Annotated in this window: 30 protein-coding genes; 22 read left to right on the top strand and 8 right to left on the bottom strand. The window is 51.0% G+C overall.

Going from position 1 to position 26,645, the window contains the following annotated elements; all coding sequences use genetic code 11:
• The first annotated feature begins 7 nt into the window (after positions 1-7).
• The 13 genes from J0M34_03325 (at position 8) to J0M34_03265 (ending at position 12,478) form a co-directional block, all read left to right on the top strand.
• Positions 8-1,192, top strand: coding sequence for a deoxyguanosinetriphosphate triphosphohydrolase (locus J0M34_03325; protein MBN8543276.1), 1,185 nt, complete (start codon positions 8-10; stop codon positions 1,190-1,192).
• Complete coding sequence (locus tag J0M34_03320) at positions 1,193-2,905, top strand: arginine--tRNA ligase (GenBank protein MBN8543275.1); 1,713 nt, start codon at positions 1,193-1,195, stop codon at positions 2,903-2,905. It abuts the gene before it with no gap.
• On the top strand, positions 2,902-3,810 hold the full coding sequence (locus tag J0M34_03315) for an SPOR domain-containing protein (GenBank protein MBN8543274.1): 909 nt from the start codon (positions 2,902-2,904) through the stop codon (positions 3,808-3,810). Before J0M34_03320 ends, J0M34_03315 begins: the two co-directional genes overlap by 4 nt.
• Positions 3,810-4,784 carry a beta-N-acetylhexosaminidase gene (gene nagZ / locus J0M34_03310; GenBank protein ID MBN8543273.1) on the top strand — a complete coding sequence of 325 codons (975 nt, stop codon included), beginning with the start codon at positions 3,810-3,812 and terminating at the stop codon, positions 4,782-4,784. The genes J0M34_03315 and nagZ overlap by 1 nt, the downstream gene beginning before the upstream one ends.
• A gap of 46 nt (positions 4,785-4,830) precedes the next feature.
• On the top strand, positions 4,831-4,986 hold the full coding sequence (gene tatA, locus J0M34_03305; GenBank protein ID MBN8543272.1) for a twin-arginine translocase TatA/TatE family subunit: 156 nt from the start codon (positions 4,831-4,833) through the stop codon (positions 4,984-4,986).
• A gap of 3 nt (positions 4,987-4,989) precedes the next feature.
• Entirely contained in the window at positions 4,990-5,268 is a 279-nt protein-coding gene (gene tatB, locus J0M34_03300) for a twin-arginine translocase subunit TatB (protein MBN8543271.1), read from the top strand.
• Complete coding sequence (gene tatC / locus J0M34_03295; protein MBN8543270.1) at positions 5,252-6,019, top strand: twin-arginine translocase subunit TatC; 768 nt, start codon at positions 5,252-5,254, stop codon at positions 6,017-6,019. Before tatB ends, tatC begins: the two co-directional genes overlap by 17 nt.
• Positions 6,012-7,439, top strand: a complete 1,428-nt coding sequence (gene serS, locus J0M34_03290) for a serine--tRNA ligase (GenBank protein MBN8543269.1) — start codon at positions 6,012-6,014, stop codon at positions 7,437-7,439. Before tatC ends, serS begins: the two co-directional genes overlap by 8 nt.
• On the top strand, positions 7,439-8,212 hold the full coding sequence (gene surE / locus J0M34_03285; protein MBN8543268.1) for a 5'/3'-nucleotidase SurE: 774 nt from the start codon (positions 7,439-7,441) through the stop codon (positions 8,210-8,212). The genes serS and surE overlap by 1 nt, the downstream gene beginning before the upstream one ends.
• The gene (locus J0M34_03280) at positions 8,209-8,874 is read left to right on the top strand and encodes a protein-L-isoaspartate(D-aspartate) O-methyltransferase (protein ID MBN8543267.1); all 666 of its coding nucleotides are present in this window, start codon (positions 8,209-8,211) and stop codon (positions 8,872-8,874) included. The genes surE and J0M34_03280 overlap by 4 nt, the downstream gene beginning before the upstream one ends.
• A 153-nt stretch (positions 8,875-9,027) precedes the next feature.
• Positions 9,028-9,741 carry a M23 family metallopeptidase gene (locus J0M34_03275; protein ID MBN8543266.1) on the top strand — a complete coding sequence of 238 codons (714 nt, stop codon included), beginning with the start codon at positions 9,028-9,030 and terminating at the stop codon, positions 9,739-9,741.
• 36 nt (positions 9,742-9,777) lie between these two features.
• Positions 9,778-11,205, top strand: coding sequence for a deoxyribodipyrimidine photo-lyase (locus J0M34_03270; protein ID MBN8543265.1), 1,428 nt, complete (start codon positions 9,778-9,780; stop codon positions 11,203-11,205).
• 82 nt (positions 11,206-11,287) lie between these two features.
• The gene (locus tag J0M34_03265) at positions 11,288-12,478 is read left to right on the top strand and encodes a hypothetical protein (GenBank protein ID MBN8543264.1); all 1,191 of its coding nucleotides are present in this window, start codon (positions 11,288-11,290) and stop codon (positions 12,476-12,478) included.
• Here the strand turns inward: J0M34_03265 and J0M34_03260 are convergent.
• Positions 12,475-13,257, bottom strand: coding sequence for a cupin domain-containing protein (locus tag J0M34_03260; protein ID MBN8543263.1), 783 nt, complete (start codon positions 13,255-13,257; stop codon positions 12,475-12,477). The two genes, J0M34_03265 and J0M34_03260, sit on opposite strands and share 4 nt — an antisense overlap.
• 160 nt (positions 13,258-13,417) lie before the next feature.
• Here J0M34_03260 and rpmG point away from each other — a divergent pair, with 160 nt between their 5' ends.
• From rpmG to J0M34_03230, 6 genes are all read left to right on the top strand, one after another.
• A complete protein-coding gene (gene rpmG, locus J0M34_03255; protein ID MBN8543262.1) occupies positions 13,418-13,585 on the top strand; it encodes a 50S ribosomal protein L33 in 168 nt (55 codons plus the stop codon).
• Between the two features lie 5 nt (positions 13,586-13,590).
• Positions 13,591-14,019 (top strand): preprotein translocase subunit YajC, encoded by a 429-nt coding sequence (gene yajC / locus J0M34_03250; protein ID MBN8543261.1) that lies wholly within the window; start codon positions 13,591-13,593, stop codon positions 14,017-14,019.
• Positions 14,020-14,080: 61 nt separating this feature from the next.
• A complete protein-coding gene (locus tag J0M34_03245) occupies positions 14,081-15,079 on the top strand; it encodes a glycosyltransferase (protein MBN8543260.1) in 999 nt (332 codons plus the stop codon).
• A gap of 63 nt (positions 15,080-15,142) precedes the next feature.
• Entirely contained in the window at positions 15,143-16,711 is a 1,569-nt protein-coding gene (secD, locus tag J0M34_03240; protein ID MBN8543259.1) for a protein translocase subunit SecD, read from the top strand.
• The gene (locus tag J0M34_03235; GenBank protein ID MBN8543258.1) at positions 16,711-17,091 is read left to right on the top strand and encodes an Mth938-like domain-containing protein; all 381 of its coding nucleotides are present in this window, start codon (positions 16,711-16,713) and stop codon (positions 17,089-17,091) included. The genes secD and J0M34_03235 overlap by 1 nt, the downstream gene beginning before the upstream one ends.
• A gap of 92 nt (positions 17,092-17,183) precedes the next feature.
• A complete protein-coding gene (locus J0M34_03230; protein MBN8543257.1) occupies positions 17,184-17,759 on the top strand; it encodes a hypothetical protein in 576 nt (191 codons plus the stop codon).
• Between the two features lie 54 nt (positions 17,760-17,813).
• Here the strand turns inward: J0M34_03230 and J0M34_03225 are convergent, their stop codons facing one another.
• Entirely contained in the window at positions 17,814-18,434 is a 621-nt protein-coding gene (locus J0M34_03225) for a superoxide dismutase (protein ID MBN8543256.1), read from the bottom strand.
• A 487-nt stretch (positions 18,435-18,921) separates the two neighbouring features.
• Here J0M34_03225 and J0M34_03220 point away from each other — a divergent pair, with 487 nt between their 5' ends.
• Entirely contained in the window at positions 18,922-19,794 is an 873-nt protein-coding gene (locus J0M34_03220) for an Hsp33 family molecular chaperone HslO (protein ID MBN8543255.1), read from the top strand.
• Positions 19,795-19,875: 81 nt separating this feature from the next.
• A complete protein-coding gene (locus J0M34_03215; GenBank protein MBN8543254.1) occupies positions 19,876-20,628 on the top strand; it encodes a TetR family transcriptional regulator C-terminal domain-containing protein in 753 nt (250 codons plus the stop codon).
• Here J0M34_03215 and J0M34_03210 read toward each other — a convergent pair.
• From J0M34_03210 to J0M34_03190, 5 genes are read right to left on the bottom strand one after another with little or no spacing between them, the layout of a single operon-like run.
• On the bottom strand, positions 20,625-21,413 hold the full coding sequence (locus tag J0M34_03210) for a prepilin-type N-terminal cleavage/methylation domain-containing protein (GenBank protein MBN8543253.1): 789 nt from the start codon (positions 21,411-21,413) through the stop codon (positions 20,625-20,627). The genes J0M34_03215 and J0M34_03210 overlap by 4 nt on opposite strands.
• The gene (locus J0M34_03205; protein MBN8543252.1) at positions 21,413-22,204 is read right to left on the bottom strand and encodes a prepilin-type N-terminal cleavage/methylation domain-containing protein; all 792 of its coding nucleotides are present in this window, start codon (positions 22,202-22,204) and stop codon (positions 21,413-21,415) included. Before J0M34_03205 ends, J0M34_03210 begins: the two co-directional genes overlap by 1 nt.
• Before the next feature lie 10 nt (positions 22,205-22,214).
• Complete coding sequence (locus tag J0M34_03200) at positions 22,215-22,454, bottom strand: DUF2798 domain-containing protein (protein ID MBN8543251.1); 240 nt, start codon at positions 22,452-22,454, stop codon at positions 22,215-22,217.
• A 14-nt stretch (positions 22,455-22,468) separates the two neighbouring features.
• The gene (gene trmFO, locus J0M34_03195; GenBank protein MBN8543250.1) at positions 22,469-23,800 is read right to left on the bottom strand and encodes a methylenetetrahydrofolate--tRNA-(uracil(54)-C(5))-methyltransferase (FADH(2)-oxidizing) TrmFO; all 1,332 of its coding nucleotides are present in this window, start codon (positions 23,798-23,800) and stop codon (positions 22,469-22,471) included.
• Entirely contained in the window at positions 23,797-24,636 is an 840-nt protein-coding gene (locus tag J0M34_03190; protein ID MBN8543249.1) for an inositol monophosphatase family protein, read from the bottom strand. Before J0M34_03190 ends, trmFO begins: the two co-directional genes overlap by 4 nt.
• A gap of 37 nt (positions 24,637-24,673) precedes the next feature.
• Between J0M34_03190 and J0M34_03185 the strand changes: the two genes are divergently transcribed.
• A complete protein-coding gene (locus tag J0M34_03185; protein MBN8543248.1) occupies positions 24,674-25,432 on the top strand; it encodes a prepilin-type N-terminal cleavage/methylation domain-containing protein in 759 nt (252 codons plus the stop codon).
• On the opposite strand, the gene J0M34_03180 is transcribed toward J0M34_03185, so the two are convergent.
• The gene (locus J0M34_03180) at positions 25,433-26,626 is read right to left on the bottom strand and encodes an acyl-CoA dehydrogenase (protein ID MBN8543247.1); all 1,194 of its coding nucleotides are present in this window, start codon (positions 26,624-26,626) and stop codon (positions 25,433-25,435) included.
• Between the last annotated feature and the right edge of the window lie 19 nt (positions 26,627-26,645).

Below are 26,645 nucleotides of genomic sequence, written 5' to 3'. Positions count from 1 at the left end.
AGGAAACATGAAAAAAGCACCCGACGACGGCCTTGCGCCCTATGCAACTCACCCCGCCGATACGCGTGGACGTTTAATCGCCGAAAAAGAATGCACCATGCGCACGCCGCACCAGCGTGATCGTGACCGTATCATTCACTCTGTGGCATTCCGCAGGCTGGAATATAAGACGCAAGTCTTCGTGAATCACGAGGGTGACCATTACCGCAATCGCCTCACGCACTCGCTTGAGGTGTCGCAATTGGCGCGCACCTTGGCGCGCAACCTTAAGCTCAATGAAGATTTGGCCGAGGCGTTGGCCTTAGCGCATGATTTGGGGCATACGCCGTTTGGTCACGCAGGCGAAGAGGGGTTAAACGAAGCCATGCGTGATAATGGCGGCTTTGATCATAACGCGCAGACGATACGCATTTTAACGCAGCTTGAGCAGCGCTACGCGGATTTTGACGGTCTCAACCTCACATGGGAAACGCTGGAGGGTATCGCCAAACATAATGGCCCATTGGTGGGAACGCCGAACGCCAAGCCCATACCGCGTGCGCTCAAACAATATGCCGAACAACAAGACTTGGAGCTGCACAGCTACGCCAGCGCCGAAGCACAAGTCGCCACGATTGCCGACGACATCGCCTATAATAACCACGACTTGGACGACGGGCTGCGTGCGGGCTTCTTCCGCTTAGAGGATTTGATTGGTCTGCCACTGCTGGGCGACATCATCGAGGAAGTGCGGATGCAGCATCCAATGCTCTCTAACCAGCGTCAATCGCATGAGGTGATTCGTCGCCTGATTAGCCGCATGGTGGCCGACGTGTTAACCACCACCAAATTGCGCATCAACCAGCACCGCATCGCCAGCGCTGATAATGTCCGCCAGCTTGGTATGCCGCTCGTCAGCTTCTCTCAGGAGATGGATGAGGTTAACCGCTCCATAAAATCCTATCTTTTCAAGCACATGTATCGACATTTTAAAGTAAATCGCATGTCGTCAAAGGCAAAAAGAGTCATCAAGGAACTCTTCCAATTCTTCCATAATGAGCCCAATTGCCTCCCCACGGTCTGGTATGCGCAGACAGACGGGCCTCGCACCCAGCGCACGGCGGAGATTGTTGCCGATTTTATCGCTGGCATGACCGACCGTTTTGCCCTAGAGGAACACGCGCGTATTTTTGACCCGAATGCAAAGAGTTAAATGAATATTTTTAATCAATATCGTGACGCGGTGGTGCAAGCCGTTACCAGCGTCTTCCCGAACGTGGATCTAACCAAGCTCACGCTTGAGCCGCCGCGCGACGCGTCGCATGGGGATTTGGCAACGAACGCCGCGATGATTTTGCCAGGACAAACAGGTAAGAAGCCTCGCGAAATTGCTGATGCAATCAAGCCAGAACTTGAAAAAATCAAAGGCGTGCTGAAGGTGGATATCGCAGGCCCAGGTTTCATCAACATGACGCTGGATGTCTCTGCATGGCGCAATGTTTTGCCTATTATTCTAGAACAAGGAACAGCCTTCGGTGACTCACAGGTTGGCAAGCATTTTGGCAAAGTGAATGTCGAATATGTGTCGGCGAATCCTACGGGCCCACTCCATATCGGTCATGCGCGCGGTGCAGTCTATGGCGATGCGTTGGCGCGCTTGCTGCTCAAAGCGGGCTATGACGTTACCAAAGAATATTACATCAACGATGCGGGCGGGCAGGTCGAAGTGCTCGCGAAATCGGCATTCCTGCGTTACCGCGAGGCTTGCGGCGAAACGATTGGTGAGATTCCTGAGGGGCTATACCCCGGTGAATATCTAAAAGCGGCGGGTGAAACTATAAAAACGCAACTCGGTGCCGATGTGAAAGAGGGCGACCCGCGTATCAAGCAAATCGCCATCGAAGAAATGATGAAGCTCATCAAGCATGACCTTGCTGACCTTGGCATTTTTCATGACGTCTTCACGTCTGAAGCTAAACTTCACGCCGACAAAATGGTCGATAAGGCAATCGATAAACTCAAGGCTGGCGGCCATATTTATCGCGGTGTGCTGGAAGCGCCAAAAGGCGAAACCCCTGACGATTGGGAACCCGAAGAGCAGTTATTATTCCGCGCCACCGAGTTTGGCGATGACTCCGACCGCACGGTCGAAAAAGCCAATGGCGCACGCACCTATTTCGCGGGCGACTTGGGGCTAACGCTTGATAAAATTAATCGCGGCTTCACCACGCTGATTTATATGTTTGGTGCTGACCATGGCGGTTATGTAAAACGTATGGAAGCGATGACCGCCGCGCTTTCCGATAAAACAGCCAGCGTGGATATCAAGCTGTGCCAATTGGTGCATCTATTCAAGAATGGCGAGCCTGTGCGCATGAGTAAGCGTGCTGGCAACTTCGTTACCGTGCGCGATGTGCTCGACGAAGTGGGAAAAGACATTCTGCGTTTCGTGATGCTGATGCGCAAAACCAATCAAGACATGGAATTTGATTTCGACAAAGTGAAAGAACAGTCGAAAGAAAACCCAGTATTTTATGTGCAATACGCGCATGCTCGCTGCAAATCACTGTTGCGTATGGCGGCCGAGCAAGCGCCTGATGCATTGAATGCCGCGCCTGATTTTAGCGTACTCACGCATCCTGCAGAGATGGCGCTCATCAAGAAACTGGCCGAGTGGCCGCGTCAGGTCGAGCAAGCTGCCGCCGCGCATGAGCCGCACCGCATTATTTACTACCTACAAGAATTGGCGAGTGCGTTCCACGGCTTGTGGAATGTCGGTTCAACGGATGCGGAAATTCGCTTTATCCTGCCTGATGCGCCGCAACAAACAACGGCGCGATTGGCACTTGCGCGCGCAATGGCGAATGTTGTAGCTTCTGGCCTTGCCGTATGCGGCGTCCAACCAGTCGAGGAGCTACGAGGATGAAGCCCGATTTCGAAGAATTCGATGATTACGCTGAAAGCGATTCGCCACGCTCACGTGCAATGTCATGGGTAGTTTTGGGCATAGCGCTTTCAGGTTTTGTCGCCCTAGCATGGTACGCGTATCAATCAGGTAGTGAATCTGTTCAGGACGGCCAGATGGTGGTTATCAAGGCCGACACTTCGGCGATTAAAGAAAAACCTGCCGATGCAGGCGGCGAACAATTCCCACATCAAGACAAAACGATTTACGACACTATTTCACCTTACCGCGCAGACAATGAAGCGAAGGTTGAAAAGTTATTGCCAGAAGCGGAAGAGCCCGTTGCTGTAAAGCTTGAAGCAAAGAACCAAGATACAAAAACATGGGTGAATGATAAGCTAAAGCGTGAAAGTGACGCGGAAGAGCGTATCAACGCGCAGCTTGAAAAGAAAACAGCTGAGAAGAAGCCTGAAGAACCAGTAAAGGCGCCAATTCAAGCAGAAGCGCCAAAGGTCGTGGCTGAAAAAGTTGTGGAAACAAAGGTGGAACCAAAAACGGAAGCACCAAAAGCAGAAGCAAAAGCAATTGTAGAAGAAGCACCCCCTGTGGTGGAGGCTGCAAAGCCAGCGCCATCAACCGTGCCAGTGCCAGCATCAACGCCTGCACCAGAAGCTAGCGGCAGTGGCTATAAGGTTCAGCTAGGTGCTTATGGTTCCGAAGCAGAAGCTAAGCAAAACTGGGCGCGCATCAGCAGTAAGCATGCCGCGATTTTGAGTGGTGTTCCACACGTCATTCAACGCGCGGAAGTTGGCGGCAGAATTGTCTATCGTTTGCGCACCTCTGGCTATGCAACGCCCGTAGCGGCTAAGCAGGCCTGCGCCAAATTGTCTGCGGCGGGCCAAGCCTGCTATTTTGCGGGCAAGTAATGAACGCAAAAGCCTTTATTTGCGGTGTCAAAGGCCATTATCTCTCTGCGCTTGAGCATGAGTTTCTGCTGCGTGAACAGCCTTACGGTGTAATTTTATTCGCGCGTAATTGCGATAATCCTGCGCAAGTCAAAACGCTTTGCGCTGAAATCATGAATTGCCTGAAACACCCCTTCGCGTCGATTCTCATTGACCAAGAGGGGGGCAGGGTAGCGCGTCTGCGCCCACCGCACTGGCGCAAATACCCACCCGCCGCGCATTTTAAATGTGCCAACGAAGTGAAATTGAATGCACGCGTCATCGCGGAAGAGCTAGCGAGTGTAGGCATCACCACTAACTGCGCACCCTTGGCGGATGTGCCTATTGCCGACGCTCATGACATTATCGGTGATCGCGCCTTCGGAACCACGCCTGAGCAAGTCACGCGCCTTGCCCGCGCCCAAGCAGATGGGTTGATGGAAGGTGGCATTTTGCCCATTCTCAAACATATCCCTGGCCATGGCCGCGCGCGTGCCGATAGCCATGAGGAATTGCCCGTGGTGGACGTTTCGTTAGAAGTGCTGGAAGCCTCCGACTTCGTGCCATTCCGCGCCCTGCGTGACATCCCGCTTGGTATGACGGCGCATATTCTCTACACGGCGCTTGATGCAAAGACCGTTGCTACACAGTCGAAAAAGGTTATCGACTATATCCGTACCAAAATAGGATTCGACGGGCTGCTGATGAGCGACGATTTGTCGATGAAAGCCCTCACTGGAACCTATGCTGAGCGCACCAAAGCGACCTTTGCCGCAGGGTGCGACCTCGCGCTTCACTGCAATGGCGACATGGCGCAGATGCGTGACGTTGCTGCACAAAGCCTAGAGCTGGCGGGTGACGCGCTCCGCCGCGCTCAGCGCGCCAAATCCATGATGCCGTTAGCGCGCACATTGAGTGAAGCCGAGCTTAAGGATTGGGCTAAATCCGTAGCGTGACAGCCGCTCATAAGCGTGCTAAACCCAAGCCTCCAATGGAGGATATATGGGATTAGGTTTTACAGAATTACTGGTGATTTTAGTCATCGTATTAGTGTTATTCGGCGCAGGCAGATTGACGCGCTCAATGGGCGATCTTGGCAAAGGCTTGCGTGCCTTCAAAGACGGCCTCAAAGAAGAAGACACGACAAAGAAAGAATAGCCCATGTTTGACGTAGGCTTCACCGAACTGCTGCTGATTGCAGTAGTCACGCTGATTTTCGTGGGCCCAAAAGACCTGCCAAAAGTGGCGCGCTACATCATTTCCTTTGTACGCGAACTGAAAGGCGTTGCTGCCAAAGTACGTGCGCAGGTCGACGAAGTGGTGGAGCAATCAGGCGCGAATGAAATCAAAATGGCGACACGCACGATTATTGATCTCGAAGGTAAACCGCAAATCGCCTATGATCTCGAAGAGTTGAAGAGCGATGTCATCAAGCACTAAAGCGCCACTCATGGTGCACCTCATCGAGCTGCGCGACCGCATGATTCGCGTATTTGCTGTCTGGGGTCTTACCACGGCACTATGTTATTTTTACGCGGGGCATATTTATAATTTCCTCGTCGAGCCACTCGCTACCGCATTCGCGGGGGACGAAAATCGCCGCCTCATCTACACCAGCCTCACCGAGACCTTCGTAACCTATATTCGCCTCGCCATTTATGGCGGGTTTTTCATTGGCTTCCCTTACATTGCCACGCAGATTTACCTGTTCATCGCCCCAGGCCTGTATAAGCGCGAGAAGGCGGTGATTTTGCCGTATCTCGTCGGTGCGCCCATCCTGTTCCTTCTGGGCGCGGCGCTGGCTTACTACTTCGTGATGCCTGTGGCATGGGGCTTTTTCCTCTCGTTCGAGCTACCGCGTGGTGAAGCAGCCATTCCACTGATGCTCGAGGCAAAAGTCAGTGAATATGTGACCTTAGTGGTGCATGTGACGGTGGCATTTGGCCTTGCCTTTCAGTTGCCTGTGCTGCTCACACTGCTGGTACGTATGGGCATGATGAAAACCGATACATTGGTGAATGGCCGCCGCTTTGCTGTGGTGATTTTGCTAGTCATCGCGGCAATCCTCACGCCGCCCGACGTTTTAAGCCAGCTCATGCTTTTCATCCCGCTCTATGTTCTGTACGAATGTTCCATTGTCGTTTGCCGCGCGATAGAGAAGCGGCGCGAGGTGGAATTAGAACATGCATGATATAAAATTTATTCGCGAAAATCCTGATGCCTTCACGCGTGCGCTGAAGCGCCGCCCAGCGATTGAAAATCCCGAAGGCTTGACCGCCAAATTGCTGGAGCTCGACACGCAGCGCCGCAAGGAAATCACTGAACTTCAGGAATTGCAGGCCAAGCGTAACGACGTGGCCAAGCAAATCCCCATGGCGAAAAAAGAGGGCAAAGACGTTGCCCCGCTTATCGAAGAAGGCAACCGCATTAAGCAACGTATTGCGGAGCTTGAGGCCACCCATAGTGAAGGCGGCGAGCTGGAAGACGCGCTGATGCGCATTCCCAATTTGTTGGCGGACGATGTGCCCAATGGTGCCGACGAAAACGCCAACCAAGAAATTCGCATTTGGGGCAAGAAGCCTGAAGTGGCTAATGCCAAAGAGCATTTTGACTTAGGCGAAGCCTTGGGGATGATGGATTTCGAGACCGCGACCAAAATCTCTGGTTCACGTTTCGTATTGCTCAGTGGCCACCTCGCGCGCCTAGAGCGCGCCTTGGCCAACTTCATGCTCGACATCCACACCCATGAATTCGGCTATACCGAGTGCAACCCGCCGCTTTTGGTAAAAGATAAGGCTTTGTATGGGACTGGGCAGCTTCCTAAATTTGAAGAAGATTTGTTTTCTGCTCAGTCTGTAAGTCATGATGTTGTTGGAGAATTGACGCAAAATTTTGTTGAAAAATTTAGTGTTATCAATCCCTCTGATCCTAAAAATATTGAAAAAATCAGAAACTCAATAAAGGTGGTTTTGACGTTTGGTCGTGGTGCGGCAGCAGCGAATAGGAAGTGGCTCATTCCTACCGCCGAAGTGTCGCTCACCAATATCGTGGCGGATTCGATTATCGAAGAATCCTATCTGCCACGCCGCTACACGGCGTGGACGCCGTGTTTTAGGTCAGAGGCGGGAAGCGCAGGGAAAGACACGCGCGGTATGATTCGCCAGCACCAATTCAGCAAAGTGGAGTTGGTAAGCATCACCAAGCCCGAGGATTCCGTAGCCGAACATGAGCGCATGACCAATGCGGCAGAAACCATATTACAAAAGCTCGGCCTGCATTACCGTGTGATGTTGCTCTGCGCGGGCGATACGGGCTTTGGTGCGCGCAAGACCTATGACATCGAGGTCTGGTTGCCGGGGCAAAATCGCTTCCGTGAGATTTCGAGCTGCTCGAATTGCGGTGACTTCCAAGCACGCCGCATGAAAGCTAGATATCGCAAATCGGGTGAGAAATCACCGGTGCTGGTTCACACGCTCAATGGCTCTGGCCTTGCAGTTGGCCGCACGCTGGTGGCGATACTCGAAAATTATCAGCAGCCTGATGGCAGCATCAAAGTGCCAGACGCACTCGTGACCTATATGGGCGGGCTCACGAAAATCGAGGCGGCGTAATGGATTTGAAAAACACACGTATTCTCATCAGCAATGACGATGGGGTTGAGGCCGAGGGCATCGCGCTGCTGGAACGCATTGCCAAAACGCTGAGCGACGATGTGTGGGTGGTTGCCCCCTCGCACGAGCAAAGCGGGGCGGGGCACTCGCTAAGTTTGCACGCGCCACTGCGCATTAAGCAAGTGGGCGACCGCCGATTTTCCGTAAGCGGTACACCGACGGACGCGGTATTGTTGGGCGTGATGGAAGTGCTGAAAGACAAGCGCCCAGGGCTGATGCTCTCAGGCATTAACCGTGGTTCTAATCTTGCCGAGGATGTAACCTATAGCGGCACCGTGAGCGCAGCTATGGAAGCAACGCTGATTGATATTCCCGCCATTGCGCTTTCGAATGCGATTACCGAAGAGGGCGCGAATTGGGAAACGCCCGAGAAATACACCGCGCAGATTATTCAATCGCTCGTGAAAATGAAATGGCCTTCAGGCACGTTGATGAACGTGAATTTCCCGCCAATACCAGCAGCGCAAGTGAAGGGTATTAAGGCATGTCCGCAAGGTCGCCGTAAGTTGGACGATAATCTGCATCGCCGCACTGACCCTCATGGAAGGCCGTATATTTGGATAGGCGGCCAACGAACCGAGGCGTTTGATGACCAGCCTTCGTCGGACTTTTTGCAGATGCGCCATAACTATATCACCGTCACCCCACTCAACATGGATATGACGGATTATAAAGCACTCGAGCACATGCATACGCTTGTGGAGGGTGCATGATTCGCAGCACACGCACCATCGCCCATCACGATGATCAGGTGCTCGCTGCTGAGAAAATCCGACTGCTGATGAAACTGCGCAGAAATGGTATCACCGACACGCGCACCCTTGCTGCGATTGAACATACGCCACGTGAAGAATTCATGAGCGAAGCGCAACGCCACCATGCGTATGACGACAGCGCCGTGAGTATCGAGATGGAGCAAACTATCAGCCAGCCCACCGTCGTAGCGTGGATGACGCAATCGCTCGACGTGCAGGACAAACATGTGGTGCTGGAGATTGGCACAGGCTCTGGCTATCAGGCGGCTATCTTGTCGCACCTCTGCCGCCGCGTGCATACGATTGAGCGCCACAAACCGCTGTATGAAGTGGCGCAAGCGCGCTTTGATGTATTGAAATTACGCAATATCACCTGTCATTTGGGGGATGGCAGCAAGGGTTGGCCACATGCCGCGCCGTATGATCGCATCATCGTCACCTGTGCTTCGGACGAAATGCCGAATACGTTACTGATGCAATTGGCCGAAGGCGGGGTGATGATTGTACCGGTGGGCCCGCATGTTGCAGACCAGCAACTCTATAAAATCACGCGCCAAGGCGCTGAATTCCTGGCTGAAAAGCTATTTCCGGTGCGATTCGTACCGCTCGTTGCTGAATAATTATTCACAATTCTCATGATTGAATGTTCATTAAGATTGTGCTAAATGTCCATTCAGGATATCCACAGAGTTATCAACAGCATTAAAAGCTGAAAAAAGAGAACCCAGTCGCGTCGGCAGGCAGTTAAAAACAAAAAGATGCATGGGGGATGTATGCGGCTATCAACGCTCGCGGCCTTGATGATTTTAACGACCATCATGTTGTCGGCCTGTTCGCAACAAAATTTTGCGCAGGTGATTGATAATAGTGGCCAGTATTATGGCCAAGACTCGATGCCAAAATATTCAAGCTGGAATCCTGCGCCCGAAAATCCGCAGACCGCTTTCAAATACCAGAACTCAGACGCATATTCAGTAGAAGCTGAGGTGGGCTCGGTAAGCAGTCACGATTTAGCGCCGCCAACAGAGAAGGTAACCACTACCTCTCTGGCAGAGGCAACGCCTGCACCAGCAATTACGCCAACGTTATCGCCAAAAACATCGAGCATCACGACGACGGCTATGGGTGAATGGCAGTGGCCTGTTCAAGGTAAAACTAGCAGTGCTTCTGAAGGTATCGTCATTGCGGCGGGTGAGGGTTCGCCCATTCGCGCTGCAGGCGAGGGCACAGTAGCTTATGTAGGCAACCAGCCTGATGATTTCGGTAACATCGTTATTATTCGCCACGCTAATGGCGCGATGACGTCCTATGCGCATGCGCGTGAAATACTAGTAAGCAACGGTGATTACATTAAGCAAGGCGACTTGCTGGGTTACGTTGGTAAAACAGGCAATGTAACAAGCCCACAATTACACTTCGGTATGCGCGTTGCCGATGCATCGGTAAATCCGCTCGATTATTTGCCGCAAAGTCTCGCTAGCAGATAACTTGCATTTTACTGCGCATGTTCGCATAGTGCGGCCATGAATCTTTCACTTGTCTGGTTGCGCCGTGATTTGCGGCTTCACGACCATGTGCCGCTTTCATTGGCGCTGCAGGCATCGCACCCTGTGCAGCCAATATTCATTTTTGATACGGATATATTGGCGCGGTTCAATAATCCACGCGACAGGCGCTTAAGTTTTATCGCCCGCACGCTACACCATATGCATACGCAACTCGTGAAGCGCGGCGGTGGTTTGTTAGTGCTGCATGGCAAGCCGCAAGAAATTATTCCCAAACTCGCGAGCGTCCTTAAGGCAGATGCTATTTATAGCGCCGAGGATTTTGAGCCAGCCACCATCGCGAGGGATGCGGCAGTGAAAGCCTCTCTCACCACAACGCGGTTTGTTCAAGCCGTCGATCATCTCATCCATGCGCCCTACAAAATCCTTAAAGATGATGGCACGCCATTCAAAGTATTCACGCCCTATTACAAGCAATGGCAAAAACATCTCTCACCCGCCGATAGCGCGGAAGCTTTAGTGAATGACAAGAAACGCTATGCAGATATCGCAAAAAGCACCACGCTTGCCAAGCAAGCAGGGCTTAATATCGTGCCGATGGAAACGGTTGCCGCCATGCTCACGGCAATCGGATATTCAGAAGTTGAAGATGCGCTCTGGAATGTCGATAACGCGCAGGATCGCTTAAAGACCTTTATTGCTCAGCGCCTCAAAGCCTATGGCTCTGCACGTGACTTCATGGCGACGATTGGCACTAGCCAACTATCACCATACTTGCGGTTTGGGTTGGTTTCGGTGCGCGAGTGCTTGCGTGCGGCGCAGGCAGCAGGTGTGGGCGAAAAATGGATTAGTGAACTTGCTTGGCGCGAATTCTACGCGATGATTTTGTTCCACTGGCCTAACGTGGTGCGCGAAGAATTCCAAGCCCAGTACCGAGTGATTGGGTGGAATCAGGCTGGCGCGCTGTGGGACGCCTTCACGCGAGGTATGACGGGTTACCCTATCGTCGATGCTGCGGTGCGTGAGCTGCTGCAAACGGGGTGGATGCATAATCGTGCCCGTATGATTGTGGCGAGCTTCCTTACCAAAGATTTGTTGATAGATTGGCGCTTGGGCGAAGAATTTTTCGCGCAGCATTTGATGGATTATGAATTGGCCAGTAATAATGGTGGTTGGCAATGGGCAGCCAGCACGGGGACGGATGCCGCGCCTTATTTCCGCATTTTTAATCCCGTGCTTCAAAGTAAAAAGTTTGATGGGGCAGGCAAGTATATTCGCCATTACGTGCCCGAGCTAAAGTCGCTAAGCGATAAAGAGATCCATGCGCCGTGGGAATTAGGTTTGATGGCACCAAAAAGCTACCCCGCGCCTATCGTGAATCATGCCGAAGCCAAGGATAAGGCCGTTGCCGTGTTTCGTGCGCTCGGCCACAAGATGGGTGGATAAGCTGCTGATTAATATAGCTATAGCGCTCTAAGCTTCAACAAATCTTCATAAATCCTTCTCACCAATTGTGATAAATTGGGTGATGAGTAAAAATCCTACATTGGAAGAATTCTTAGCTCAGGCCTTACCGAAGGATGCAGACAAGCCGCACGCCTTAGCGGTGGGTGAGCATCACGATCAAGTCGAGAATCTGCGATATTTCACCCAGCAACTAGACACACTGAAAGCTCAAAATAATCTCGGTGCGATTGGCCTTGAGAAGCCACCATTTATGGAGGTTATCTTGTGGGCGTACGCGGATGGAGTGGTCGACGAAGCATACGTAAAGCGTATGTTTCAAGCGTATGGTGAAGCTGAATACTCCGAGGCCATGAAAGAAAAAGCGGGCTTGGCGATTGAGGCAATCAAAAGAGATATACCGTTATTTTGTTTTGATACGCGAGATACATTTGCACAATTTGCTGCCCAAAAAGGCGCTCTGGAAGCATATCGAGAGGAGCTATCTAAAGATCCCGACCTAAGAGATAAGTTAATCAATGAAGAGGACGCGAGCTTTATAAATCGCTCCCAGCGTGTTCAGGTTGGGTTTTTGATTTCAGAGATACGAGCGCTGCTCAAAGACAAAGAGCACCCCGAATATCGCGCGCGCCTAAATGACCTTGAAGCAGTGCTGCTAGCTCAGCGAACCATGAGGGGAGAAAGTAAACTGCTTGGATATGATGCGGTTGGCGCCGCTTTAATCGCAGAACGAACGCCCCAAGGTAAAAATGCACTCACCATTTCTGGTCTGGATCACATCATGGGTTTGGCAAGCAGAAAGGATGGAGTAGAGGGCACTTTAGCGCAGCATTTGAATACGAATTTTGAGGCCACCACCGCTCTTGCGGGGAATAGTAAAGAGGTGCGCAAAGTGTTGCTGGATTATGTGCGTAATCCAATTTTTACTCACCCACATAATGCTCACCCTTTTCATCTGCCCAATATCATGCTGGTGGACGAAGACAGAGTCATTACCGAAATACCAGAGTCCGCAGAAAGCGATACAATTGAAGAGATATTGATAGATGATCAGGCCAGCTATTACATCGATAATCCGCTGTTAAAGGACGCGCCATTCCCTATGGATGCAAACATTGCAGAAGTCAGAAAATCAACTAGGTACATGAGCGAATCGCACATACAAACAGCGCTTGGCAAGCTACACAGAAATGAGCCTTGGGCTGAGTTGATTGCGAAGGGTCGTGGTGCGGAACAAGACGCTGAGCGCGGCTAGAATAGTGAGTGCTTGAGAACCGTATTGCCAGCTTCGCCAGGCGGCACGAAATCAATTACCAAGATATTTGCCGTTACATTGCCCTTATTCTCGCCATAGTGCCATAGCTTGACTGGCTCTACTACGAAACTACCTGCTTTGATGGTTTCGCTGCGCTTTGTATCCGCATCCACGAGGTCAACCTCGCCCGAAAGCACAAAGAATACGCGTTGATGTGCATGCATGTGTAACGGGAAAACGCTGCGTGCCATAATGTCGTACGTGCTGGCACGAATCTCTGGGTTCTTGGTGACGTTAATAGGCTGGTCTGACCATGTTTTAGCGAAACGCTCATGTTTGCCTGCGGGGTAGGGGACTGTGCCGCCGTTGCTTAGCTCAATATTACTTTTGGTGCCAACAGGCACGGTATCAATCAAGAGCAGTTCGGCAGGCTTGTCTCCAATGTTGACGCCATAGTGCCATTCATCGCGCATCTCGATGACGAGATCGCCTGCTTTGTAAGTTCGGTTTATTTTTCGTGCAACATCCACCAAATCCAGCGTGCCCGAAACGAGGTAGCCAATACGTTGATAGGGATGCTTATGCTTGGGTAGGCTTTGCCCAACCCCGATCGTAACGCGGCTCACCACAAATTCTGGCTGTTCGGTAAGTTCGATGGGCATGCCAGTCACGGTTTGGGTGGTCTGCGCAATGTCTGAAATGATGGAGTTTGGCCCCTGCGCTGACAACGCCGCAGGGCTGAACATAATAATACACGCGATTTGACAAAGGCGGTTCATCACATTTTTATAGGGGAATTCATATAAAAAGCCAAGGTTTTCCTAGGGGTTGTATCACTTCTGATGCATGGATTGCGTGTACTAAGCGTACGCGGCGTGAATCGCTGGTTGACAGAGGGGTTAAAATCCGTAGATTGCGCCCCTCAAATACGAGGAAGTTATGGCAAAGAAAGCAACAATTTTGGTGAAACTCGAGTCGACTGCTGACACGGGCTATTTTTACGTTCGTAAGCGTAACCCACGCAAACAGACCGAAAAACTAAAGTTCAAGAAGTACGATCCAATCGCGCGTAAGCACGTTGAATTCAACGAAACCAAACTGAAGTAGTTCTCATGTATTATTCTATCTGGCTTGCTCTTACTGTCGCACCAGTGGGCGCATTTGCTCAGGCCGCTTCGCCTATGGGTTCAAGCCCATTCGCAAGCCTGATGCCGCTTATCCTGATTTTTGTTATTTTCTACTTCCTGCTCATTCGCCCACAGCAGAAGCGTTACAAACAACATCAAGCGATGCTTGAAGCCCTCAAAAAGGGTGATCAAGTAGTCACTGGTGGCGGCATCGTTGGTAAAGTCATCCGCGTTGAAGATGATAAGGCAGTGATCGAAATTGCAAACGGTATCGAAGTAACCGCCGTAAAAGCGACCCTGCAAACCGTTATCGTCAAGCCAGAGCCAGGCAAGCCTGCGCATCAAGAAAAGAAAAAGACCGAAAAAAACGATAATATTTTGCCATCAAAAGACCAAGTGGCAAACGATAACTAATTGTTATTTATCGACTTTTTTCCTTCATTAAGCTGTAGCATTTCCATGGTATGCTCTTGGAATGAAAGAGCGCCCTGCTAATCCCAAGGTTTCCTATTGCACCACCGTGCGCGGAGAAACCTATGAAGCGATGTTGAAAGAAACGCTTCCCAAGAATCTTGCACTTGAACAAGACAATCCAAATGTAGAATTTATCGTCGTCGATTATGGCGGCACACCAGATATTGGCCAGTGGATTCAAAGCACATTCCCAGACGAGATTGTGTCGGGCAAATTGCAGTATGTGCGTTTTGAGGCGCCGCATTTTGAGATGGCGCATTCAAAGAACATGGCGCATCGCATGGCAAGCGGCGATATTCTATGTAACTTGGATTGCGATAATTTTTTAGCGGAAGGCCATACAGATTGGTTGGTTAAAACGCTGACCGAAAATCCCAGAACAGTGGTGACATCGGTCACCGCCACCATGTTGGAATCTATCATTCAAAAGCTGGATGCAGCGCGCATCAAAATTCAGCGCAAACTGGATCCTGAAGCCGAACCAAAATCATGGCTTGGTGGGCGTGTGGCGATGTGGAAAGAAGATTTTATAAAAATTGGCGGGTATGATGAGCGCTATTCCGCATGGTGCCCCGATGATGTGAATATCGCCATGCGCGCCGTTGAAACAGGGCTTAGGCCTAAGTTTCTGCCGTCACGATTCCATGGCGAAACCATTACGCATAGCCATGAAACACGGGTTGAAAATCTTTCTGCCGAAGATCGCGAACACTCTGCCGCATTACTACAAAAGAACGTTGAAGAGATTGGACCCACATGGGAACAGCGATTCAAAAACTTTGGTAAGGAGCTAGAGCTAAGACGCCGCAAGCCCGCCCCATATGCCAATCTTGAAGGAAATGTTGGGTGCGGGGATGTAGTAAATTCTGATGATGTGACTACTACTATTGCACCTCTTATCTATGAAGAGCGCGGACTAACACAAGAGCATGTTGATCAGATCCATAGTCAGCAAAAATACAGGGCGCATGCTGAGCGCCCCATCGGTATTCGTACATAACATCATTGACCCTTTGTCTGATTGCACCTAAAAGCCTTGCATCATCTTTTGCGAGTCTTAGCTATGCTTCAATTCCCGCGCTGGAAAGCGCTCCTTGTTCTGCTGTTGTGCGTCTATGCCGCTATTGTGGCATTCCCCAATCTTTTGGACGAGTCTAAGCGCAACACGCTGCCTGACTTCCTACCACATCAAGCCGCACCTCTTGGCTTGGATCTACGCGGCGGCTCGCACTTGTTGCTACAGCTCGATTTCAATCGTTACCTGCGCGAACATATGATGAATCTGCGCGACCAGCTTCGCAATACGTTGCGCAAGGAGCGTGTGGGTTATCTGAATCTCAAGGCAACAAAAGACAGTGTCAGCCTGTCGATTCGTGAAGAAACTCTTGGCGAAGATGTGGTTCTCAAAGATCTCTATCGTCGCGTTGATCCTGATTTCACGATCACCGAAAAAGATGGCGTGACCACGCTCACTTATGACGAAGTGGCGCTGCGCGCTATGCGTGCGCATTTGCTTGCGCAGTCTATCGAGATTGTGAATCGTCGCGTGAACGAAACGGGTACGAAAGAGCCTATCATCCAGCGCCAAGGTGCTGATCGCATCATCGTACAAGTGCCAGGCTTGCAGGACCCATCACAGCTTAAAGCGCTGCTTGGTAAAACAGCGAAAATGAACTTCCACTTGGTCAATGAGGAAGTAAGCGAGCAGCAAATTCTCAGTGGCGCTATGCCATCGGGCACTAAATTGTTGGGTAGTGATCGCGCTGGTGAACAAGCGCGTGTGCCCGTATTAAGTGAAGTAGCGCTAAGCGGCGAATTGCTGATTAACGCGAATGCTACCTTCCAAGACGGTATGCCAGTCGTGGATTTCACCTTTAATTCTCAAGGTGCACGCATTTTTGGTGAAATCACCCAAGCGAATGTGGGCCGCCGCTTCGCCGTTGTTCTGGACAATAAAGTAATTACCGCCCCCGTGATTCGTAGTTCGATTTTAGGTGGTCGCGGTATTATTGAGGGGAACTTCACGGTCGAGTCTGCCAATGAGCTAGCCATGCTACTGCGTGCGGGCGCGTTGCCAGCGCCACTCAATATCATCGAAGAACGCACCGTTGGGCCAAGCCTTGGTCAAGACTCGATCGATGCAGGCACGCTCGCCGCAACCGTAGGCACGGTGCTGGTGATTGTCTTTATGCTGCTTTCATATGGGCTTTTTGGTGTGTTCGCGAATGTCGCCTTGATGATGAATCTGGTGCTGATTATGGCCGCTATGTCGCTGCTGCAAGCCACGCTTACGTTGCCAGGGATCGCAGGCATCGTGCTGACGATGGGTATGGCGGTGGATGCCAACGTACTCATTTACGAACGTATCCGCGATGAGATTCGTATTGGCCGAACGCCCGCAGCCTCTATCGAATACGGCTTCAAGGCAGCTTTCGTCACCATTTTTGATTCGAACCTCACCACCTTAATTGCCGCCGCACTGCTTTACTATTTTGGTTCAGGTTCAGTGAAGGGCTTCGCGGTAACGCTGACCATCGGTATTTTGTGCTCGATGTTCACATCCATCATGCTCACTCGCTTGATAATTTATAACTGGGCACGCTGGGCAAGACCGAAAAAGCTGCCCATCTAATGCGCGACATCATGCCACCAACGGCTGCCCACCTGCTGAAGGTTGATTCCTACGGGGATCAGGGCTTTAGCATTAATGGTGTGATGCATGTTGATTCACTCTTATTGTTTCCCGAGCGTGTCGTCGTTTGGGAGAAGCTTGCCATACCCGCATGGACAATCGAGGATTTCAGTGAAGTCTTAAGCACCATTCCGCCGATTGAAGTTCTGCTACTAGGTACGGGCAAAACGCACCAGTTTGTTCACCCTGACCTCAAGAAGGCATTCAAGGCTAAGGGCATTGGCGTGGATAGCATGGACACAGGCGCGGCGTGCCGCACCTATAATATCCTGCTGTCTGAAAGCCGCAGAGTGGCGGCAATCTTGCTTAAAGCGCTATAAATCAATTGATTAATTTATATGGATTGATTAACTAAAGTTTAATGTTTCCTGTGGCATAATCCTGATGAACACATCAATCATTTGGGGGAACCATGGCAGACCTTGATAACAAACAACCTTATGTAAGACCAGATGCATACCTAACACCTGGTGAAGCAGGCGTGGGAACAAATATAGGCCTTCCCCCACAACATTTTGCAGAACTTGATACACGTTTGCGCGATTTGGTTACAACGTTTGCTCGTAGTGGTACCCAAAACAGTACGGTTGAGAGTAGTGGTCGTCAATTAATAGGCATTATCTTAAACCAGGCGAACGACATAGATACTCAGCGTGATGATGATACTCGTATCGAACGAGCCAGCCTTTTGCTTATGCTTCAAGACCCCTCCGCTGCCACTCGGCTTACTGAAATAAATGGTGCGAGTAACGAAATATTCAACGCGCTTAGGCCACAGCTTCGTGAAGCGATTTTACGTGAGCCGGATGATCTGATTAGCCGTGAGCGCTTGGAAGGAATTCTGCAGGATACCCTGCGCCAAGGTATTGGTAACATGGACCGTAACAAAGATGAACGCATCAGCGCTGCAGAACTTTCCAGTGTAGCCCCCAATGGGCCGCTGGTTTCATTGGTGCGCGAATATGAAGAAGGGCGCGGCGGTCGCTAATAATAAATAGAAAAGATTGGAATTAAAAGGCCACCTTTCGGTGGCCTTTTTTATTTAGGCGGCCTTCTTCGCTTTAGCAGCTTCAAAGTTCGCTGCTGCGAAATCCCAGTTTGCAAGCTTATCGAGGAACGTCGCGATGAAGTCAGGGCGACGGTTCTGATAATCAATATAATACGCATGCTCCCACACATCGATGGTGAGCAGGGCAATTTGTCCTTTAGTCATTGGCGTTTCGGCATTGGCGGTCTTTACCACTTTCAATTTACCGTCCGTATCGAGCACCAGCCACGCCCAGCCTGAACCAAATTGGGTCGCGCCTGCGTTCTTGAATTCTTCGACGAACGTATCGTAGGAGCCGAAGTCTTTCTCAATCGCTGCAGCGAGCGCGCCTGATGGTTTGCCGCCACCTGCAGGCTTCATGCTGTTCCAGAAGAAGGTGTGGTTCCATACTTGTGCCGAGTTATTAAAAATCCCCGCTTTCGAAGCATCGCCCGCCGAAGCCATGATGATTTCTTCCAGTGATTTGCCAGCGAGTGGGTTACCCTCAAGCAGTTTGTTCAGGTTCACCACATAGGCATTATGGTGCTTGCCATGGTGGAATTCGAATGTCTTAGCCGACATGTGTGGCTCAAGCGCGGTTGGGGCGTAAGGAAGGGCGGGTAGGGTAAAGGTCATAGCAGCCTCTTTTGATGTTAATGTTGACGCAGCCAAGGTAGGTGCTGAAATGGCGCTCACCGCCACTCCCGCTAACATTCCTTGGACAAAATCCCTGCGTGTCAATTCCATGTGTGCGGCAGTTATACTGGTTTTGCGCAAAAATTCAATGCGTGTTTCGTGGACAGTCATTTTACATCAAAAAAACCGAATGTTTGCCCCGTTTGACCTAAGGTTGAATTTCTGCTAACCCAGATGGGTCTTTCAAATAAAACTAAGAAAAGTCTCACAACAATTCGGTAGGTTTTATGCGTGGATTTCGTGACATTATCAGTAAAATGAGAGGTGACGATAGTCGCGCGGCACACATCGCCCTGACGGCGATGCTTGTAGTTTCAGTATTGTATGCTTCAGTGATTGCTTCTGCTTAATGTGTTGTTTTTGATTAGTGCTGCTCGTTTTTTTTGTTGGCATCGTTTCATCTCTGGGTTAGCCATCTGCGCGACCAATGCGCGAGGGCGGAATTTTGTATCACGATAGACTCACACCCTTCATTATCCATGAATCAGACGTTAGCGGCCGTGTCGTACGTTTAGGCGCGACGGTTGATGCTATTTTGCGCCGCCATGATTACCCGCTCGCCGTATCTAACCTGCTGGCAGAGCTTCTAGTTGTTGCGGCTATTTTATCGTCGAATCTAAAGCATGAAGGTATCGTGACCTTGCAGATGAAAGGCAATGGCCCCATACCAATGATGGTGGCAGACGCCGTATATGGCGGCGTGATTCGGGGTTATGCCGAAGTGCGCGGCGAGGTAATTGGCGCTTCTCCACGCGCCTTGTTGGGCGACAATGCCTACCTCGCTATCACTCTGGATGCAGACGCAGGCGAGCGTTACCAAGGCGTTGTAGAGCTTGAGGGCGAATCGATTGTCGATGCGCTGAATGCTTATTTTCGCAACTCGCAGCAGCTTGATGTCGCCTTTAAGCTCGCGACAGGCCGCGATGATGCTGGGGCTTGGAAAGCAGGCGGCGCGATGATTGAACGCCTACCCACAGCAAAAAGCGATAGTGAAGAATCTTTGGAGTCATGGCGCTACGCGCAAGTCATGTTGCAAACCCTTAAGTCCGAAGAGTTGTTGGATACGGAGCTGGATGTACAGGATCTGCTATATCGCCTCTACCATGAGCAGGGCGTGGTGGCCTATGATGCTCGACCCATTACCACCCAATGCCGTTGCTCGCGTGAGCGCATTCACAAGCTACTGCTCTCCATGCCTGAAGAAGACCGTCGCTATGCATTAGTGGATGGTAAGGTGAGCGTGCATTGCCAGTTCTGTAATACGGCGCAAGAGTTTACGCCCGAGCAGTTAAGTCTCTAATTCCCTCAATAAAATGCTGGATTATTGTACGGTTGTTTGATAAACAGTCGTTCAATACATCGCTTAACGGGAGTTCAAAACATGCCGCGTGCGAACGTCAAAGACAAGCGCAAAGCGCAGCTCATCGGTGCAGCATTAGAGTCGATCGCCAAGCGCGGACTCATGGAAACCACCATTACCCATATCTCCAAAGGTGCGGGTATGAGCCGTGGCATCATCAACTTCTATTTCAACAGCAAAGAGATGATGATGCGCGAAGCGCTGAAGTCACTCATCGACGAATATGAAGCGGAGTGGTTTGCCGCTATCGCCCAAGCGGGTGATGATGGCGCGCGTCGTTTAGCGTCACTCGTAAGTGCGCATTTCGACAAAAAATTATGCTCCGCCAAGCGCCTCAATGTCATGTCAGCGTTTTGGGGGCATGCGGCCACCCAAGCTGCCTACCGCAACCAGCTTGAAGCAGCCGATGCAAAAATCGAGCATGCATTTACCGAGGCACTTGCCCATATGCATGGCTCTTCCCTAGAAGACGCAAAGCATCACGCGCGCCAACTGCACGCTTTGATTCGTGGCCTGTGGCTCAACTTCATGCTGAACCCACAAACCGTTTCGCGCGAGTCGCTGGCGGCTGAGTGCTATAGCTTTATCGAGCGTCTTTCGGGCGGGCCTGTGCGCGTAGTGGTCAATAAAACAGAAGCCGCAGCTCCGATAGCGCCTGCAGCGCCTAAGGCTCCAAAGCCAGAAAAGCCGCCAGTTGCTAAGAAACCTGCCAAGAAAAAAGAACCCGCCCCCCAGCAAATGGACATCGAAGATCTATTTGGCAAGTTGGGTTAGAAAATATTTCTGAACACCAGCGAGCAGTTGTTCGTCGTAAGCGTCAGGTTGTAATCACCCGTGTAGGTAGTCCCATCGGGTGCTGTAGTACAGGTCCATGTCTGTACCCATATCTTGCCTTGGCTTGGCTTTCCGTCGTCCATCTTGCTATCAATGTTCCAAACATCCTCCGCCTTCATAACGATGCCATGTGAAATGGTATTCGTTGCGTTGGCGCCAGCAAAGAAGGCATTGCCTGCATCAAGTCCCCACCAATAGGGGCCTGCAGTCATATTCCACCTAACAGCGGTCCATCCAACATTTGGATATTTGGAGGCTGGGATATTGACTCCTCGTAAGGCAGCATAAGATTGTCCCACTACCCCAGTAACACCCGTATAACTTCCCTCAACGAGTCCTGCATTCGCCAAGTGCTGCCAGAAACGGAACATCTCATGCGCATTGGTAGCGGCTGCGCCATCAGCAATCCCACCGCCGCCATTACCATTACAGGTGGCGGCACTTGTTGCTGCTGCTGTCAATGCGGCACAGGTAGCGTCCGTTCCATCGGTCGTTGCGCCTGCTTGTGCGCCCCAAAATCTAACGGCGTTCGGCATATCGCCAGGATAAGCGAAATACTTGTCACGGAAGGTTTGGGCGGCGGCCATATAGCGCTGATATTCCGTGCTGACTGCCCGCAGCTCACTAGCGTGAATCAGTGATTGCCCCGCCAAGATGCCACCCGTAAGCAGGCCAAGAATGACCAGTACGATGGAAAGCTCGACGAGTGAGAAACCTTTTTGCATTATAGTCCCAATTTGATCATAAATGCGCAGGCGGCAACTGTTTTGGTCAAGTCGTATTGAGCGGTGCTACTGACGGAGGTGGTTGAGCAATCTGTTCCGCCGTTTGCGTTACCGGATGCCATAACAATCATGCCGCCATAAGCAGGCCGCCCATCATCCATTTTCGTATCGATATTCCATGCTTCTTCAGCTTTGAGGGCATCGCCCAACATATAATTACCCAGAGCGCCGCCAAAATGTAGCCAATTCATGGTAGGATAAGCGAAGAAGGTTGCACTATCGGCAGTATTTCCTAGATACCACAGCGAATATCCAGCTCTACCGAGTTTGCTGCCTGGTACGTTGGTGCCGATGATAGGGTTTTGGCCAGCAATTCCGGCGGGGCCTGCTAGACCAGTGTAGCTGCCTTCAATGAGTCCAGCCAACGCGAGTTGACGCCAGAATTGATAGGCCTCTGTTGAAGTACTGACCACGCTGCCATTGGCGATTTGGCCATCACCATTGCCATCGCACGAGCCTGCCGCGTTTGTGGCAGCAGATGAATTTGTAAGGCAATCTGCTGTGCCCGTCATGCGTTGCCAGAACGCTGTGGCATTGCGCATATCTCCAGGTACAGCAAAATATTTGTCACGGAAGGTATTACTCGCAGCTTGATAGCGCTGGATTTCAGTTGAAACGGCACGCAGCTCACTAGCACGAATGAGCGATTGCCCCGCCAAGATGCCACCCGTGAGTAAGCCAAGAATGACCAACACAATGGAAAGCTCGACAAGTGAGAAGCCGTGTTTCATGTGTGCTTTCCTACTTTGGCAAATCGGGATAAATATAGCCACATATGCGGCGAATGATTGGCCCAAGCATAATCGCAACGGGCACGGCAACCACAATATCAATCGCAAGTAAGTGCGGCCAGTAATCCCAGAATTGGTCAATCGGGCGCAGCACGCTGGTGGAAACTGCCGACATCACAACGCAAGTGCAGCTCGCCATGAGTGCTGCATAGGTAATGCGTGCGCGTTTGAGCGGGGTGGTGAAAAACATGAAGTGATTATAGGCTAGGCAGCGTGTGTCTGCAAAGTTTTTTGCCATGTATCAAGGTCTTGCAGTGCACGCGCCGAATAAGCCTGCGCGCGTGAGTCTTTACGAACACGCCCTGCAAGCGGTGTGAACAGCCCAAAATTGATATTCATGGGCTGGAAGGTTTCGGCATTTGCCTCGCCCGTAACATGCGCAAGCAATGAACCAAGCGCCGTGGTGCGTGGTGGTGGTGAAATTGCTTCACCAAGCAGCTCAGAGGCGTAGAATCGCCCAGCCATAAGACCGCATGCGGCGGATTCCACATATCCTTCAACGCCTGTGACTTGCCCAGCAAAGCGCAAATGCGGCGCAGACTTCAAGCGCAACGAGCCATCCAGCAATTTAGGGGAGTTGATAAACGTATTGCGGTGAATGCCGCCAAGCCTTGCAAACTCTGCATTCTCCAAACCTGGAATCATTTTGAAAATGCGTTGCTGCTCACCGTACTTAAGCTTCGTTTGAAAACCAACGATGTTGTAGAGCGTGCCTAATTTATTATCCTGCCGTAGCTGCACGACGGCATAAGGCCTTTCAGTAGGATTATGCGGATTAGTCAGGCCAACAGGTTTCATAGGGCCAAAGGACAAAGTCTCTTTACCACGCTCTGCCATCACCTCAATCGGCAAGCAGCCTTCGAAATAGGGCGTGTCTTTTTCCCATTCCTTGAATTCCGTTTTCTCGCCAGCGTTTAACGCATCGATAAATGCGTAATATTGCTCCTGCGACATGGGGCAGTTGATGTAGTCTTTACCATCGCCCTTATCCCAGCGCGACTGGAACCACGCCTTGCTCATGTCGATGGATTCTTTGAACACAATCGGCGCAATCGCGTCGAAGAAGGCGAGATATTCCTGCCCCGTATGTTTCAAAATCACTTGCGATAACGCCTCAGAGGTGAGGGGGCCTGTTGCGATGATCGTTGGCTCGTTTGGTAGTTCAGAAATTTCTTCGCGCACGAATGAAATATTGGGGTGATTTTCCAACGCCTCGGTAACGGCTTTTGAATAGCCCTCGCGGTCAACGGCAAGTGCGCCGCCCGCAGGCACTTTATGGGCGTCTGCGCAGCGCATGATAAGTGAATCACAACGACGCATTTCTTCGTGAATCAAGCCAACCGCATTGCGCTCATAATCGTCCGAACGGAAAGAATTGGAGCAAACAAGCTCAGCACAATCGGTGGTCTGGTGAGCGAAGGTTTTCTTCACGCCGCGCATTTCGTGAATGATAACGGTAATGCCGCGATTGGCCGCCTGCCACGCAGCCTCAGAGCCCGCAAGCCCCGCACCGATGATATGAAGTGTTTTGTTCATGCGCTCTGTAATAGCGCCAACGCCTGCTTGTGCAAGGTTTTATCGCCCGCTGCGACAACATTTGCATAGTCGCTTAGCGTTACGGGCTTGCCTTCCCATGTGGTGATCACACCACCTGCGGCTTCGATAATGGGAACAAGTGCCAAGATATCGTAAGGCTTTAAACCAGCATCCACTACCACATCACGTGCACCGCGTGCGAGAAGGCCGTAAGCATAACAATCGCCATCTTTCACGGTGCGGCGACAAGATTGCGCGAGCTTAGCGACTTTTGCACCTTGCTCTGGCGTAAAGTAGCGTAGTGAGGTGGTGGAGAACTCAGCATCCGCAAGTTTCTTGATGGTGCGTGTTTTTAATACATTGCCACTACAATAGGAAACGCCGCCACGTGTGGCTACCCAACGTTCGCCCGTAACGGGCTGATCAAGAATACCAAGAATCGGCACTCCGTCCGAACATAGTGCCACCAGCGTGCCCCATTCCTTGAGACCCTCGACAAAAGCACGCGTGCCATCAATCGGGTCGATGACCCACGTGTAGTTTTGAGTATACGGGGGTCTTACCCCCGAAGCCCCCGCCGCAAGCGGCTCGCTTATGCTACGCAGCGTTCCACTCACTGAAATGCCGAACTCCTCGCCGAAAATCGCATGGTCGGGGAATTCTTGTTCAATCAGCCCACGCATGGCGCTTTCGGCTGCTTTATCGGCTTCAGTCACGGGGCTGTTATCCGCTTTTGTCTCAACCGTTCCCACGCGCTCAAAATGCGGGCGAATGGCTCGACCAGCCGCATCGGCCAGCAAGTGAGCGAAGGCGATATAAGTTTTGATATCTTGCATAAGAATATGTTAAATAGGTGAAAATAGGCTGGTGCAAATGAAAAAAGGCTTCTCGCTCGTAGAACTTTCCATCGTTTTGGTGATTTTAGGACTTCTCACAGGCGGCATCCTTGCGGGTCAATCACTGATTCGCGCTAGTGAACTTCGTGCTGTCTCGGTGGAATATCAGCGTTACATTGCAGCAAAGCAGACTTTCCGAGACAAATATTTCGCACTTCCTGGCGATATGACAAACGCCACTACTTTCTGGACAGCACAGGACGCTGGCGATGGTTTGGGTGTGGACTGTACCGATGTTCCAAGCACGACTCAGGCAACCTGCAATGGAAATGGCGATGGTTTTCTTGTTGGTTACGAATTCTTTCGTTTTTGGCAACAATTGGCGAACGCGGGTTTGATTGAAGGAACCTATACGGGTGCACGTTCAGTAGCGGGGCAGGGAAATTCTCATGCGATTGGTACCAATGCCCCACGTAGCAAATTAGCAAATGCTGGCTGGAGCAACAGATATATGAATTCTGGAGATTATGCTGGAACCTTCTTCGCAACCGAAAAAGGAAATGCGATGATATTTGGCGCCCAGTCTACTAACTTTCATACATTGGCCAATGCGATCAAGCCGGAAGAAGCGTGGAATATTGACACAAAAATGGACGATGGAAAGCCAGCTTACGGCATGGTTGGCTCTAATTTTACCACTTGCACCACAGCAGGCGCAAACAACGTATTCACTGCCGATTATGCACTCACAACAACCAGCACAAGTTGCGCGCTGGTATTCCCATATGCTCTATAATTAGCCACTGAATGCCTGCAAGCCCGTAATGGCGCGGCCAAGGATGAGGGCATGTACATCATGCGTACCCTCGTAAGTGTTCACCGCTTCAAGATTACACATATGGCGCATCACGTGATACTCGTCGGAAATGCCGTTTCCACCGAGCATGTCGCGCGCAGTGCGGGCAATTTCGAGTGATTTGCCGCAGCTATTACGCTTCACGATGGAAATCATTTCTGGCGCCCAATTATCTTCGTCTAGCAAGCGACCCACACGAAGTGCGCCCTGCAAACCAAGATTAATCTCAACCATCATATCGGCGAGCTTTTTCTGAATGAGCTGATTCGCCGCCAACGGCTTATCAAACTGTTTGCGATTAAGGGTATAGTCACGCGCAATCTCAAAGCAGTGATGTGCTGCACCAAGCGCACCCCACGCAATACCATAACGCGCTTTGTTCAAGCATCCGAATGGCCCTTTGAGGCCGCTAACATTCAGCTCACGGTCTTCAGGAACAAACACATCATCTAGCATGATCATGCCAGTGATGGAGGCACGCAATGAAAGCTTACCATCAATCTTTGGAGTGCTGAGGTTGCCCTTATCTTTACGCTCAACAATAAAGCCACGAATCGTTCCATCCTCCACATGCTTTGCGCCATACACTTTCGCCCAGATGATGCAGATATCAGCAATGGGTGAATTGGTGATCCATGTTTTGGAACCGGTAATTTTATAGCCGCCATCTACTTTGGTTGCGCGGGTCTTCATCGAGCCAGGGTCAGAGCCATGGTCAGGTTCGGTAAGGCCAAAGCAACCAATAAGCTCCCCAGTTGCAAGCTTGGGCAGGTACTTCTCTTTCTGGGCATCGTTGCCGTAAGCATAAATCGGGTGCATGACGAGTGACGACTGAACTGAAAGTGCCGAACGATAGCCTGAATCAACCCACTCGATTTCTTTGGCAATCAAACCATAAGCGACATGCGAAAGCCCAGCACAGCCATAGCCTTCGATCGTTGAGCCAAGCAAACCTGCTTCGCCCATCTGGTGCATGATTTTTTTATCGAATGTTTCGGTGCGATTGGCTTCAATGATGCCAGGATAAAGCACGCTTCGCGCAAAACTGCGTGCGCTGTCGGCGGCCATGCGCTCTTCGTCGGTGAGTTGCGCGCTAAGATTGAACGGGTCTTCCCAATTAAGTGCCTGAATCATGTAATGCTCCTGTTGAGGA

Source organism: Alphaproteobacteria bacterium (assembly GCA_017302575.1).
Taxonomy (GTDB): Bacteria; Pseudomonadota; Alphaproteobacteria; order Rickettsiales; family UBA3002; genus JAFLDD01.
The sequence above is the reverse complement of the archived record's forward strand: the minus strand, read 5'-3'. Positions and strand labels throughout refer to the sequence as shown.